Below are 14051 nucleotides of genomic sequence, written 5' to 3'. Positions count from 1 at the left end.
AGGACCAAAAGATGGGTATCACTCGCGAGCGATGCGAAAAAGAACTTGAACTGTTGGCAAGTGCGCGGCAGATGATTCCGGCCCTGAGGGCGCGAGCTGAACAAGCTGATCGGGAGCAGAAAATCCCACTCGAAACCATCGCCGATATGCAGGAGGCAGGGTTCTTTCGCGCCATGCAGCCCAAACTCTTTGGCGGCTTTGAGCTCGATCCGCGTGCCTTCTTCGATATTCAGATGACCCTGGCCGAAGGCTGCATGTCCACCGCCTGGATTTATGGGGTTATGGGTGTGCATCCCTGGCAGCTGGCGCGCTATCCGCTGGAGGCCCAGCAAGACGTGTGGGGAGAAAACACCGATACGCTGTTGGGCTCCACCTACATGCCGGTGGCCAAGGTGACGCCGGTGGAGGGCGGTTACCGCATCAGTGGTCGTTGGGGCTTCTCTAGCGGCAGCGAGCACTGCACATGGACCTTGCTGGGCGGCATCATTCCGCCTGATGCCAATGGCGAGGGCGCTGAACATGGCACGTTCCTGGTGCCGTTGAGTGATTACCGCATCGAACGTAACTGGGACGTACTGGGCCTGCGTGGCACCGGTAGCCACAATATTGTGGTGGAGGACGCCTTCGTGCCGTTGCATCGCGTGCAGCGCACCAACAACACCAGCATGGAGGCGACCCCAGGGCGGTTGGTCAACACCAGCCCGCTGTACGCCATTCCCTTTGCTCAGGTATTTACCCGTGCGGTGTCCAGTTCCTGCTTGGGGGCCTTGCAGGGGGCGATCAATGAGTTTCGTGCGAACGCCGCTCAGCATATCGGCAAGCATGGCGCGAAGACCGCTGAAGACCCGTTGGCCCAGGAAGTGGTGGCTGACGCGACCCTGACCCTGGATCAGCTCAAGCTGGTGCTGGAGCGCAACTTTGATCACCTCATGGATCTGGCCCAGCGTGACGAGTTTCCCGATGTGGAAACCCGCCTGCTGTACCGCTATCAATCGGCCCATGTAACCAATATCTGCGCCGAAAAGGCCGACCAGATCTTACGTTGCATGGCCGCCTCGGGTCTCTACAACACCAACCCCGTGGCGCGCATCTTCCGTGACCTGCACCAGGCGCGCGGGCATATCTCCAACAACGTAGCTGCCTTCGCCCGGGCCTTTGGCACTGTGCAGCTTGGCCTGCCCAATCCCGATCCATACGTTTGACGCAGGCCGTCGTCAGCCCATTGGCTGGCGGCGGTTCGACGGATCGCAACTACGAGAGTCGACATGCATAACAAGAATGATTTCAGCGCTACATACGATCTGATAGTGGTGGGTTCGGGTGCGGGTGCGATGACCGCAGCCATTGCGGCTGCCGATCAGGGGCTGTCGGTGTTGATGGTGGAAAAAGCCGCCCAGTATGGCGGTACCTCGGCCATCTCGGGTGGCGGCATCTGGATTCCCGATAACCACTATTTCAAGGCCATCGGCGGCAACGACAGCAAAGAGTTGTCCTGGACCTACCTCAAGGCCGCGGTCGGTGACCGCGTGAGCGATGAACGCCTGCGCACTTATCTGCACAAAGCCCCGGAAATGGTCGCCTGGCTGGAGAAAAAAACCCGCGTTCGCTACGCGGTGGCCGAACAATACCCTGATTACTACCAGCACCTGCCAGGTGCGCTGGAAGGCGGGCGCAGCCTTGACCCCGAGCTGTTCGACCTGAGCGCTCTGGGTGATGAGCTGGCGGCGCTGCGAGAGGCTGCGCCGGGCAACCAGCTGATGGGGCGTATTTCCTGGACGGCCCGGCATGCGCATAAAGCGATGTCTAAATCAACTGGCTGGCGGTTTATGATCCTGTGGCTGATGTTGCGCTACAAACTGGATTTCAGCTGGCGCAAGAAGACCAACAGCAAGCGTGACCGCCGTGCGTCCATGGGCAATGCGCTGGTGGCCAGTTTGCGTGCCTCCATGCTGGATCGTGGTATCGATTTGTGGCTGAGCACCGCCTTTCGTGAGCTGATCGAGCAGGATGGCCGCGTCTGTGGCGTGGTAGTCGAGCGCGACGGCCAGGTGCAGCGGTTGCAGGCGCGCAAGGCGGTGATTCTGGGGTCGGGCGGCTTCGAGCAGAATCAGCAGTTACGCGAAAAATACTTGCCGCAGCCCAGTCAGGTTGCCTGGAGCGCCACTCCTGCTGGGGGCAATACTGGCGCCGCGCTGGAAGCCGCGCAGGCCCTGGGCGCTGCCACTGATCTGATGGAGTGTGGTTGGTGGGCGCCTAGCTTGCTGATACCCGGTGAGGATCGTGCGCGTGGGGTTTTCGCCGAACGTGCGTTCCCTGGCGTCATCGTGGTCAACCAGCAGGGTAAGCGTTTCGTGAACGAGGCTGCGCCTTATCTGGAATTTGTCGCCGCCATGTACCGCGACCATGCAGAAAGTGGCGCGACCATTCCAAGCTGGGCGATCTTCGACAGCAAGTTCCGTTTCAACTACGCCATGGGCCCGCTGATGCCGGCGCAGATCATGCCCGACAGCCGCCTGCGCAAGGCCTGGCTGAACAACGTCTATTACAAGGCGGGCTCGCTGGATGAACTGGCTGGGCAGATTGGCGTCGATGCGACGGGTCTCAAGGCTACGGTCGAGCGCGTGAATGGCTTTGCCCGCAGCGGCACCGATGAAGACTTCGCCCGTGGCGGTAACGCGTTTGACCGTTACTACGGTGACAGCAACGTCAGCCCTAACCCTTGCTTGGCACCGCTGGAAAAGGGGCCGTTCTACGCCATGCCGATGTATGCCGGGGACATTGGTACCAAGGGTGGTCTGCTGACGAACGAGCAGGCCCAGGTGCTGAATGAGTCTGGTCAGCCGATTGCCGGGCTGTATGCCATCGGCAACACCTCGTCCTCCGTTATGGGCACGACCTATCCGGGTGCCGGCGGTACGCTCGGGCCGGCCATGACCTTTGGTTATGTGGCCGCCTTACACGCCGCGCAACAGTAAAGGAGGCCACCATGAGCAATCGATTGATCAATAAAGTGGCGGTAGTCACGGGAGCCGCCAGTGGTATTGGTGAGGCCACCGTACGCCGTTTCGTTGCTGAGGGCGCGCGGGTCATCATGACCGACCTGAATGTCCAGGATGGCGAGCGCATCGCTGCCGAACTCGGTAGCAATGTGCTGTTCATGCGCCACGACGTCACTGCGGCGGCGGACTGGCAGGCGCTGGCTGAACTCGTGCGAGAGCGCTTCCAGCGTCTCGATATTCTGGTCAATAACGCGGGCATCCTGATTGCTGGGAGTATCGAGGAAACGACCCTGGAGCAGTGGCATACCCTGCTACGGGTGAATGCCGATAGCGTGTTTCTCGGTTGCCAGACTGCCGTGACGCTGATGAGGGAGAGCGGCGAGACGGGCTCGATCATCAATATGTCCTCGATCGCCGCCCTGGCGGCCCGCGACGACTACCTCGCCTACGGTGCCAGCAAGGGCGCGGTAGCGGCCCTGACGCGCAGCGTGGCAGTGCATTGCCGGCGGCGAAAGTACCGCATCCGTTGCAACTCGGTGCACCCCGACGGCGTGCTCACGGCGATGACGCGCGGCAGCTATCCCAAGGGCATCGACCCCGCGCGCTTGACCATCGATCACGACCCGATGAACCGTGCTTGTCTGCCGGAAGATGTGGCCGAGGCCGTACTGTTTCTCGCAACGGATGAGTCGCGGGCAGTCAACGGTATCGAGCTGCGTGTCGACAGTGGCCAATTCGTGATGAGTATTTGATATGACAACGCCCGACTACATCTCCCTGACAGTGGCCAAGGTCATTGCCGAGACTCATGACAGCTGCTCCTTCGAGCTGGCGGTGCCGGCGGAATTGGTCGAGCGCTTCCAGTACAAGCCAGGGCAGTTTTTGACCGTACGCATCCCTTGCGGCGATGACTGGTTGCCGCGCTGCTACTCCCTCTCCAGTTCGCCCTTTGCTGGGGAGAATCTGCGCGTCACGGTCAAGCGCGTGGAAGGCGGTCGTGGCTCCAACTGGCTGTGCGATCAGGTCAAACCCGGTGATCAGCTACAGGTCCAGGTGCCCGCTGGGGCCTTCGTGCCTCGGGGGCTGGATGGCGACTTCCTGCTGCTGGCCGGCGGCAGTGGCATCACCCCGGTGCTGTCGATTCTGCGCTCGGCACTCAGCCAGGCCCAAGGCCGGGTGCGCCTGGTGTATGCCAACCGCGATGAGCAATCGGTGATCTTCAAGGCGTTCCTGCTTGAGCTGGTGCGTGAGTACCCCGAGCGTTTGCAGGTGGTGCATTGGCTTGGCAGTGTCCAGGGCAATCCGGATGTCGCGCAGCTGGCGCATCTGGCCGCTGGTTTCGAGCAGGCCCAGGCGTTTATCTGCGGCCCTGCGCCGTTCATGGACGCCGGCAGTGAGGCGCTTAGACGTGCCGGCCTGCCAGGCTCGCACATCCATGTCGAACGCTTCGTGTCACTGCCCAGTGAAAATGAGCAGTCAAAGCTTCCGGTGGTGGAGCTTGAGGATGCCACGGCGACCCAACTGACCGTCGAACTGGACGGTACTACCTATGAGCTCAACTGCGCGCAGGGTGAGGTGCTGTTGACCGCCATGCGCCGTGAAGGGCTGCCGGCACCGCATTCCTGCCTGGTTGGCTCTTGCGCCACCTGCATGTGCACCTTGGTTGAGGGGGCGGTGGAGTTGTTGCACAACGATGCGTTGGACCAGCAGGAACTGAACGAAGGTTGGACTCTGGCCTGTCAGGCGGTGGCGACCAGCGACCGGGTTCATCTGCGGTTTCCCGAATGAACAAGCGAGATTGAACTAATGGCCAGTGTTTTTCCCAACGTTGAAGATCTGCCTGCGTCGATTCCGGCCCTGGTACTGCGAGCTGCCGAGCTGCATGGGGCCGCCGTGGCGCTGGAGGATGATCGACAAGCCATCAGTTACGCCGATCTGCCACAGCGCATGCTGGAGGTGGCGCAGAGTGTGATGGCCGCCGGTATCGACAAGGGCGACCGTGTGGTGATCTGGGCCCCCAACAGTATCGAGTGGGTGTTACTGGCGGTAGGGCTGCAGGCCGCCGGTGCGGTCCTGGTACCGCTTAATACCCGTATGAAAGGTGCCGAGGCGGCCGACATCGTGGCACGCAGTGGCGCGCGTCTGGCCTTTGTTCAGGGCAGTTTCCTGGGTACCGATTACCCCGCGTTGCTCAATGCGCATCGTCCGGCGACTCTGGAACGCATGGTGGTCATCGGTGCCGAACCCGTGCATGCGGCTGATCAACGGCTGGAGGATTTCCTCGCCACTGGTCGCTCGGTTCCTCTGGAGCAGGCCCGCAGCCGCGCCCTGGCGGTGACATCGAACGATCTATCTGATCTGTTGTTCACATCCGGCACCACCGGCAAGTCCAAGGGCGTTATGTACGCCCATGGCCAGTCGTTGCAGGCGTTCAACGAATATGCGCGGATCATCGGCCTGGTGCCGGGGGACCGCTACCTGATCGTCAACCCGTTCTTCCATTCGTTCGGCTACAAAGCGGGCTGGCTGACCTGCCTATTGGGTGGCGCGACCATCCTGCCGCAGCCGGTATTCGATGCCGATGAGGTATTCCGCCGGGTCGCTGAAGAACGCATCACCATTTTGCCCGGCCCACCGACCTTGTACCTGTCGATGCTCGACCATCCACGCCTGGGCAGCACTGATCTGTCTAGCCTGCGGGTGGCGGTGACGGGGGCCTCGACCATCCCGCCGGTGCTGATTCAGCGTATCCGTGATGAGCTGGGCTGCAGCGTGGTGACCACCGCTTACGGGCTGACCGAATGCGGCGGGCTGGCGACCATCTGCGACCCGCAGGACTTGGCTGAAGTGATTGCCGCGACCAGCGGCCGGCCAATCCCCGGTACCGAGCTGGTCATTATCGATGAGCAGGGCCGGCCGCTGCCCCAAGGCCAGAATGGAGAGATCTGCCTGCGTGGCTTTCATGTCATGCAGGGCTATTTCGCTGATCCCGAAGGCACTGCCGCGGCGGTTGATGGCGATGGCTGGCTGCACACTGGGGATATTGGCAGCCTGGATGAGCACGGCAACCTGCGTATCACCGGGCGCTTGAAAGACATGTTCATCGTCGGCGGCTTCAATTGTTATCCGGCGGAAATCGAGGCCGCGCTGAGTGAGCATCCGGCAATCGCCCAAGTGGCTGTGCTGGGCATTCCAGACGAGCGCATGGGCGAGGTTGGCTGTGCTTGCGTGGTGGTGCGTCAGGGAGATTTGCTCGACGAGGCTGCCGTGATCGCCTGGAGCCGAGAGTGCATGGCCAACTACAAGGTGCCACGTCGGGTGGTGTTCTTTGCAGCGCTGCCAACCAATGCGTCGAACAAGGTCGACAAGCTGGCCTTGGCACGGGAGTTGGCTCAACAGCAGCCGGCTTGAGTGTTTTGGTTTTGTTGATGTTGCCTACCCATATTTGCAACGTTGTATGGGTAGGCACACGAGGTGCGGCAGTAAAGAGCAGGCCCAAGGCCCGCAATGCGCTGCTTAGAGGTATCAGGCGGTCAGACTGCCGCCATTCAGGGGTAATACCTGGCCGGTTACCCAGCTGGCTTCACGCGAGGCGAAATATGCCACGCCGGCACCGACATCCTGTGGTGAACCGGCACGCGGAACGAAGCAGGTTTTCTTTGCCAGTGCATCTGAGTCCCAGTTGTTCATGGTTCCCAGTGACAGTGCGTTGACGGTTACACCCTTGCGTCCGGTCTCGGCAGCCAGGTGGCGGATAAAACCCACCGCGCCGGCTTTGGACGCCGCGTAGGCAGCGATACCCATAGGCAGTCCGGCGCGCCAGGATTCCGAGGTGATCGCGATGATGCGCCCGTACTCACGCTCAATCATGCCGGGTACGATGATGTGGCAGGCATTCATCAAGCCAAACATGTTCAGGTCGACGAAACGGTTCCAGTCTTCGCGGGCGGAGTCGAGGAACTTGCAATAGCCCATTCCATCAACGGGTACACCCGCGTTGGAGACGAAAATGTCGATACCGCCGATCTCGGCCTCGATCTGCGCCACCATGTGCTGTACGGCCTCATAGTTGGTTATGTCTGCTGGTGCGGCCAGCGCCTTCAGGCCTTGCTCATGCAGCTGCTGCACGGCGGCCTCAGCCCGCTCGGCATAGAAATCATTGATCGCCACAGTAGCGCCCTGGCGGGCCAGTGTCTCGGCGATACCCAGTCCCATTCCGCGTCCTGCGCCGGTGACTAAGGCCACTTGGCCCTGTAGGGAAAATAGTTCGCTCATGACAGCAGTCCTTTTTTGTCGTTAGTAGCCCTTGAAAATCGGTTTGCGCTTCTCGATGAATGCCTGCATGCCTTCCTTTTGATCCTGCGAGGCAAACAGCAGGGCGTTTGCCTTGCGTTCCAGGGCCAGTGCGGCCTCAAGTGAGGCGTCCATGCCAGCAAGGATCACTTCCTTTATCTGCTCGGCGGCCAGTGGCGACATGCTGGCAACCTGCTGAGCCTGCTCCAGGGCGGTGGCCTGCACCTGATCGTCATCCACCAGCTCGCTGACCAGGCCGGCGACATAGGCTTCTTCGGCGCTTATGGGGCGGCCGGTCAGCGCCATCTGCATGGCCTTGGCCTTGCCGACTGCACGAACCAGCCGCTGGGTGCCGCCAATGCCCGGCATGATGCCGATGCGAATTTCCGGCTGGGAGAAGCGCGCACTGCGCCCGGCAATGATGATGTCGGCATGCATCGCCAGTTCACAGCCGCCGCCGTAGGCGTAGCCGCATACGGCGGCAATGATCGGTTTGGGGCAGTGCTGGATGGGGCCCCAGGTGCGCTCGGTATGCCTTTGCAGAATATCAATCGGGCCGACCCCAGCCATGCTGGAGATATCCCCGCCGGCGGCGAAAACCCGTTCACCACCAGTGAGGATGATGCAGCGAATCTGCGGGTCGCCAGCCAGTTGACTGAAGTGCTCGGCCAGCAACGCCTGCAGTTCGAGGCTGAGGGCATTGGTGACCGTTGGCCGGTTAAGGGTCAGCCGAGCCACGCCCGGTGCAGGCAGATCAAGGAGGACGCTGGGTGCTTCGGAAGGGGACATGACGAGCCTTTGCATGCTGGTGTGTCGGAGGTTAGATCGATTGTTGGGAGGTAGCGGGCAAGCTTCATCGTCCGTTCAGACGAAGTGGCCGAGGTGGTGGAGCAAATACAGTGAGGTCATGACTTCACGTGAGGTGTGTGTATGCAGTCTCCCAGCCAGCTGGATTACCGTGGCAAAGTGGTTCTGATCACCGGCGGTACCAAAGGTATCGGTGCCGGTATCGCGTGTGCCTACCTGGCTGCCGGTGCGCAGGTGTTCGTTTGCGGGCGTCAGCCTCCCGAGCAGCTGCCACAGGCGGCTGGCAACGAGGCAAGCTTTTTGCCAGCCGACGTGCGCGATGTGGACGTTATGGCGCAGGTGTTTGCAACGATCAAACAGCAGGCCGGTCGCCTCGATGTACTGGTCAATAACGCGGGCGGTAGTCCGCATGCCGAGGCGGCAACGGCCTCGCCGCGCTTCAGCGAAAGCATCATTCGCCTCAATCTGCTGGCACCGTTGAATATCGCTCAGCAGGCCAATCAGCTGATGCAGCAGCAGGCCGAAGGCGGGGTGATCATCTTTATCGGCTCGGTTAGCGCCTCCCGACCTTCACCGGGTACTGCCGCTTATGGCGCGGCCAAGGCCGGCATCGTTGCGCTGGCCAGCTCGCTGGCGGTGGAGTGGGCGCCGAAAGTACGGGTGCTGACCATCAGCCCTGGGCTGATCCGCACCGAACAATCCCATTTGCATTACGGCGATGAAGCCGGCATCGCTGCAGTCGGCGCGGGGATTCCCGCCGGCCGTATGGGCGAGCCGGAGGACATCGCCAATGCCTGTCTGTATGCCGGCTCACCGATGGCGGCCTATTTCAGTGGAACCAACCTGCTGTTGCATGGCGGTGGCGAGCGACCAGCCTTTTTGGCTGCTTCCACCTCCGGCAAGGCGTGATGAAACTCGATGATGCCGCTACCGGTATCGTCCAACAGAACTATCAGGAGACGAACTTGGCTGATCAAGAATTGATAGACAAGGTGCAGGCCATGGTCGGGCGTGAATATGGTCGCGTCTACGCCTGGGATCGAGTGAATGCGCCGATGATCCGGCAGTGGTGCGAAGTAATGGGCATCAGCAATCCGCTGTATACCGATGCTGCATTTGCTCGCGCTCAGGGCCATGCGGATGTAGTCGCGCCGCCCGGCATGCTGCAGGTGTGGTGCATGGGTGGACTGGATCAGGAGAACTTCCCTGAGGGTTCCACCACCGAGAACAATTTTGAAGTGCTCAAAGTTATCGAGCCCTACGGCTACCCGGCGGTGGTGGCGGTCAACTCTGATTTGCATTTCGATCGCCCGATCATTGCCGGCGAGCGCCTGTATTTCACCGCACGACTGGATTCGGTCAGTGAGGAGAAGACCACCCCGCTGGGCACTGGTTTCTTCGTCACGGTCTTGATGACCTACTTCTCTGAAGCAGAGGCCGGCGGTTCGGACGAGCAGGTTGGCAAGCAGCTGTTCCGCGTCTTCAAATTCAAGCCCGCACAGCGTCCGCCAGCCGCCAAACCGCAAGAGCAGAAAGCTGCGCCTAAGGCCATGCGTCCCTTGCCCGGCCGAAGTGATGACAGCCGTTTCTTCTGGGAAGGCTGCGAGGCCGGCAAGCTGCTGATTCAACGTTGCAGCGACTGCCAGACCCTGCGCCATCCACCTGCGCCGGTGTGCATCAAGTGCCACAGCTTTGCCTGGGACAGCATCGAGGCCAGCGGTAAGGCTCATCTGTATTCCTTCGTGGTCATGCACTACCCGGAAGTAGCGCCGTTTGATTATCCCAACCCGATCGGCCTGATCGAACTGGACGAGGGCGTGCGGCTGATCGCCGGGCTGGTGGGCGTAAATGCCGATCAGCTGAAGATCGGTCAGCGTCTGCAGGTTGAGTTCGAACGTTTCGATGACCGACAGACTCTGCCGCAATTCCGGCCGGTGGCATAACAGGAGGCGTCCCGTGGATTTTTCATTGACTGACGACCAGCGCGCGATTGCCGAAATGGCCGATAGCGTGTTCCAGGATTACTGCACCGACGAGCGCATGCGCGAGTTCGATCTGGCAGCTGAGCCCTTCATGCAGGCGCTGTGGCAGACCTGCATCGATACGGGGCTGCATGCGCTGGCCATTCCGGAAGCATTCGGCGGCAGCGGCATGGGCATTACCGACTTGCATTGCGTGCTGCGTGCGCAAGGTGCGGGTTTGGGTCAGGTACCGTTGTGGCAGCACCAGCTGACTGCAGCCTGTTTGGCCGAGTTTGCCGCCGACTCCCAGCGAGCATTGATCGAACAGGCCGCTGCCGGCAGCCAACTGCTGAGTTTTTCCCTGCAGGGGCTGGCGTCCAGTCATGGCCTGGCTCTGCGCTTGGATGAACAGGATGGCCGCCTGCTGTTGCAGGGCCATGTTAATGCGGTGGATGTGGCGGCTCAGGCCGACCAGCTGCTGCTGGCCGTCGAGACGGCTGAAGGTCAGCGTTTGGTGCTGCTGGATCCGCGCAGCGAAGGCGTGCAGCTGGTGCCAGCCGTGAGCAACCATGGCCTTGGCGTGGCGGACGTGCAGTGCCGCAATGTATTGATCTATGCCGTGCAGCTCTTGCCGCTTGCGGCCTTGCCTTGGCTGGAGCAGCGGGCGATTGCCGCGGTGGCAGCGTTGCAGCTCGGGGTCAGCGAAGCGCAGGTGCGGCGTACCGTGGAGTACGTTAACCAGCGCGAGCAGTTCGGGCGAGCCATCGGCACCTTCCAGGCGGTGCAGATGAGCATGGCGGACTGCCACATCGCCATTGAGAGTTTGCGCAGCTGTTTGTATCAGCTGTGTTATCGCCTCGACAACGGCATGCCGAGCGGTTCGGAAGCATTTGCCACGCGTTTCCTGTGTGTCGAAGCGGCGCACCTGATCGGCCACAAGGCTCAGCATGTGCATGGTGGCATTGGCGTCGATCTGACCTATCCGATCCACCGTTTTCTTTACTGGAGCCGCTACCTGAGTCTGGTGCTGGGTGGTTCTGCTGCCACTCTCGAGCGTCTCGGTGACTGGCTGGCCAACAATGACACGCTTGGATGGAAATATGACCTCGATGAAAACCAGAACCTTTGCTGAAACCAAGCTCGGCGAGCAACTTCCCGAGCTGGCGATCCCTATCACCGTGACCCTGATCAATGGCGGGGCAATTGCCACCCGTGATTACTTTCCTGGCCACCATGATGTCGAGGCCGCTCGTGAGCTGGGCTCGCCACATATCTTCATGAATATCCTGACCACCACGGCGCTGGTACAGCGGTTTGTCGAAGGTTGGGCCGGCCCGCTGGCCAGTTTCGGCGATGTTCGCATCAAGCTGGGCGTTCCTAACTACCCCGGCGACACCATGACGTTCAGCGGTGAAGTGAGCGAGCGGGACGAAGACAAGCGCTCGCTGGTGATCACGCTCAAGGGTAAGAATTCCATGGGCAACCACGCGGTCGGTACGGTCAGCCTGGTTCTGCCAACATAACGGAGACGCGAAGATGAATGATGCAATGCTGTCCGGAAAGGCTGCGATTGCCGGTCTTGGTGCCACTGAGTTTTCCAAAAACTCCGGTCGCACCGAGCTGCGTCTGGCCATGGAAGCGACGCTGGCGGCGCTGGCCGATGCCGGTATCGACCCTAAAGATGTCGACGGTTTCAGCTCCTACTCGGTAGATAAAGTGCCGGAGTACGAGATCGCTCGGCTGCTGGGTTGCGAGCAGGTGAAATTCTTCTCCCAGGTGCCGCATGGCGGCGGTGCTGCGTGCGGCCCGGTGATGCATGCGGCTATGGCTGTGGCCACCGGTGTGGCGAAAACCGTAGTGGTCTACCGGGCGATGAACGAGCGCTCCTGGTACCGTTTTGGTACTGGCAACTATGGCTTCGCTGATACCCCGCTGTTCGACAACGTCAACTATGGCTGGTACATGCCTCACGGTTTCCATACCCCGGCATCTTGGGTGGGCATGTTCGCCCGCCGCTACATGCACACCTATGGCGCCACCACCGAGGATTTCGGCCGTATCGCTGTGGCCGCGCGCGATTTCGCCGCGACCAACCCCGCAGCCTTCTTCCACGGTAAGCCAATCACCCTGGAAGACCATCAGAACTCGCGCTGGATCTGCGATCCGCTGCGCCTGCTCGATTGCTGCCAGGAGTCAGACGGCGCCGTGGCGATGGTTATCACCTCGGTTGAGCGTGCGCGGGATCTCAAGCAAAAGCCGGTGATCATTAAAGGCGCTGCCCAGGGTATCGCTGCTGGTCAACAGAGCATGACCTCGTTCTATCGCGATGACATTACCGGCTTGCCGGAGATGGGCGTGGTGGCCAAGGAAATCTATCGCCAGTCAGGCCTGGGGCCGGACGCGATCCAGACCGCGGTGATCTACGACCACTTCACCCCCTTCGTGCTGCCGCAACTGGAAGAGTTCGGCTTCTGCGAGCGCGGTGAGGCCAAGGAGTTCATTCGTGCCGGGCATCATGCGCGCGGCGGACGCCTGCCGATCAACACTCATGGTGGTCAGTTGGGTGAAGCCTATATCCATGGCATGAACGGTATTGCCGAAGGCGTGCGCCAGGTACGTGGCAGTTCGGTGAACCAGGTGGTCAACGTAGACAATGTGCTGGTCACCGCCGGTACCGGCGTGCCAACCAGCGGCCTGATTCTGGGCGTAGCCTGAGGAGCGCAGCATGTTTGTAGACTTAACCGCAGAACAGAAAAAACTGCGCCTTGAAGTGCGCGATTACTTCAATGGCCTGATGACCGACGAGCTGCGCTGCGAGCTGCGTGGTGCCGAGGGTTCGGAGACGTCGAACCGGCTGATTCGGCAGATGGGCCAGGACGGCTGGCTGGCAGTGGGTTGGCCGAAGGAGTACGGCGGCCAGGGCTATGGTGCCACTGAGCAGCTGATCTTCTTTGAAGAGGCCAATATCGCCAGTGCGCCGCTGCCTTTCGTTACCATCAGCACCGTGGGCCCGGCCTTAATGGCTAATGGCACAGCCGAGCAGAAACAGGCTTTCCTGCCGGGCATTGCCGCCGGGGAAATCCATTTCGCCATCGGCTATTCGGAGCCGGGCGCGGGGTCGGATCTGGCGACCCTGAAGACCACCGCAAAGGTGGAAGAGGATCGCTTTGTCGTCAACGGCAACAAACTGTGGACCTCGGGTGCGCACTCCGCCGATTACATCTGGCTGGCGGCGCGCACCAATCCGCAAGAGTTGCGCCACAAGGGCATTTCCATCCTGATCGTGGATACCCGCGCCGAGGGCTTCTCTCACACCCTGATCCCGACTTGTAGCAACCCGACGGCGGCAACGTATTACGACAATGTCGAAGTGCCGAAAAATCGTCTGGTTGGCGAGCTGAACAAGGGCTGGCATCTGGTTACCGCACAGCTTAACCATGAGCGTTTGGGCCTTGGCTCATGGTCTGATCGAGTGGTTGGCATGTTTCGCAAGGTCTATCTATGGGCACGGGCCGAGGATGAGCAGGGCCGCCGCGCCATGGATCAGGCTTGGGTACGCAGTCTGCTGGCCGAGTGTTACGCGAAGATCGAGGCCATGCGCCTGATCAACTTCCGCATCGCCGCCGATCTGGATCATGATCGGATGGACGTAGCGTTGGCGTCGACCACCAAGGTGTTCGGCTCCGAGTCAGTGGTGGATATCCTGCGCAAACTGAGTGAGGTCGTAGGTGCCAGCGGGCTGATTCGTGAGGGCAGCGCCGCAGCGTTTTTGCTGGGTGAGTTGGAGTACGACGTGCGCGCCTGCGTGACCTTGACCTTTGGCGGCGGCACTAACGAAATCCAGCGTGAACTGATCGCTCAGTTCGGTCTTGGTATGCCGCGCTCACGCTGAAATATGCACGCCTGGCCAGGTGATTCGCCGCGGTGGATGACCTGGCCATGGATGCTTAGAGATATCTTGCAACCGGTAATGGCGCTCAAGGCTGCTGCG

The 14051-nt window shown here is 61.0% G+C and carries 13 protein-coding genes; 11 read left to right on the top strand and 2 right to left on the bottom strand.

All coding sequences use genetic code 11. The features are described from left to right. Positions 1–11: 11 nt before the first annotated feature. From Q0V31_RS17680 to Q0V31_RS17660, 5 genes are all read left to right on the top strand, one after another. Positions 12–1202: an acyl-CoA dehydrogenase family protein gene (locus Q0V31_RS17680; protein ID WP_298189954.1), complete on the top strand. Its 1191-nt coding sequence runs from the start codon at positions 12–14 to the stop codon at positions 1200–1202. Positions 1203–1265: 63 nt separating this feature from the next. Then, positions 1266–2975, top strand: a complete 1710-nt coding sequence (locus Q0V31_RS17675) for an FAD-binding protein (protein ID WP_298189950.1) — start codon at positions 1266–1268, stop codon at positions 2973–2975. Between the two features lie 11 nt (positions 2976–2986). Next, a complete protein-coding gene (locus Q0V31_RS17670) occupies positions 2987–3751 on the top strand; it encodes an SDR family oxidoreductase (RefSeq protein WP_298189948.1) in 765 nt (254 codons plus the stop codon). A gap of 1 nt (position 3752) precedes the next feature. Beyond that, the gene (locus Q0V31_RS17665; RefSeq protein ID WP_298189946.1) at positions 3753–4787 is read left to right on the top strand and encodes a ferredoxin--NADP reductase; all 1035 of its coding nucleotides are present in this window, start codon (positions 3753–3755) and stop codon (positions 4785–4787) included. Positions 4788–4805: 18 nt separating this feature from the next. Beyond that, positions 4806–6410, top strand: a complete 1605-nt coding sequence (locus Q0V31_RS17660; protein WP_298189944.1) for a FadD3 family acyl-CoA ligase — start codon at positions 4806–4808, stop codon at positions 6408–6410. 114 nt (positions 6411–6524) lie between these two features. Here Q0V31_RS17660 and Q0V31_RS17655 read toward each other — a convergent pair whose 3' ends face one another. Both Q0V31_RS17655 and Q0V31_RS17650 read right to left on the bottom strand, forming a co-directional pair. Next, the gene (locus Q0V31_RS17655) at positions 6525–7274 is read right to left on the bottom strand and encodes an SDR family NAD(P)-dependent oxidoreductase (RefSeq protein ID WP_298189942.1); all 750 of its coding nucleotides are present in this window, start codon (positions 7272–7274) and stop codon (positions 6525–6527) included. Between the two features lie 21 nt (positions 7275–7295). Further along, positions 7296–8081: an enoyl-CoA hydratase gene (locus tag Q0V31_RS17650; RefSeq protein WP_298189940.1), complete on the bottom strand. Its 786-nt coding sequence runs from the start codon at positions 8079–8081 to the stop codon at positions 7296–7298. Between the two features lie 141 nt (positions 8082–8222). Between Q0V31_RS17650 and Q0V31_RS17645 the strand changes: the two genes are divergently transcribed. Genes Q0V31_RS17645 through Q0V31_RS17620 form a run of 6 tightly spaced genes read left to right on the top strand, consistent with a single transcriptional unit; the run spans position 8223 to position 13952 of the window. Continuing rightward, positions 8223–9008, top strand: coding sequence for an SDR family oxidoreductase (locus Q0V31_RS17645; RefSeq protein WP_298189938.1), 786 nt, complete (start codon positions 8223–8225; stop codon positions 9006–9008). A 56-nt stretch (positions 9009–9064) separates the two neighbouring features. Beyond that, a complete protein-coding gene (locus tag Q0V31_RS17640) occupies positions 9065–10042 on the top strand; it encodes an OB-fold domain-containing protein (protein WP_298191128.1) in 978 nt (325 codons plus the stop codon). A gap of 13 nt (positions 10043–10055) precedes the next feature. Further along, the gene (locus Q0V31_RS17635) at positions 10056–11192 is read left to right on the top strand and encodes an acyl-CoA dehydrogenase family protein (protein WP_298189935.1); all 1137 of its coding nucleotides are present in this window, start codon (positions 10056–10058) and stop codon (positions 11190–11192) included. Continuing rightward, a complete protein-coding gene (locus Q0V31_RS17630) occupies positions 11161–11583 on the top strand; it encodes a MaoC family dehydratase (RefSeq protein WP_298189933.1) in 423 nt (140 codons plus the stop codon). The genes Q0V31_RS17635 and Q0V31_RS17630 overlap by 32 nt, the downstream gene beginning before the upstream one ends. Before the next feature lie 13 nt (positions 11584–11596). Further along, a complete protein-coding gene (locus Q0V31_RS17625) occupies positions 11597–12775 on the top strand; it encodes a lipid-transfer protein (protein ID WP_298189931.1) in 1179 nt (392 codons plus the stop codon). A gap of 10 nt (positions 12776–12785) precedes the next feature. Further along, positions 12786–13952 carry an acyl-CoA dehydrogenase family protein gene (locus Q0V31_RS17620; protein ID WP_298189929.1) on the top strand — a complete coding sequence of 389 codons (1167 nt, stop codon included), beginning with the start codon at positions 12786–12788 and terminating at the stop codon, positions 13950–13952. Positions 13953–14051 lie beyond the last annotated feature (99 nt).

Source organism: uncultured Pseudomonas sp. (genome assembly GCF_943846705.1).
In the GTDB taxonomy this organism is placed as follows: Bacteria; Pseudomonadota; Gammaproteobacteria; order Pseudomonadales; family Pseudomonadaceae; genus Aquipseudomonas.
Note: the sequence above shows the minus strand (reverse complement) of the source record. Positions and strands in the feature narration are given on the sequence as shown.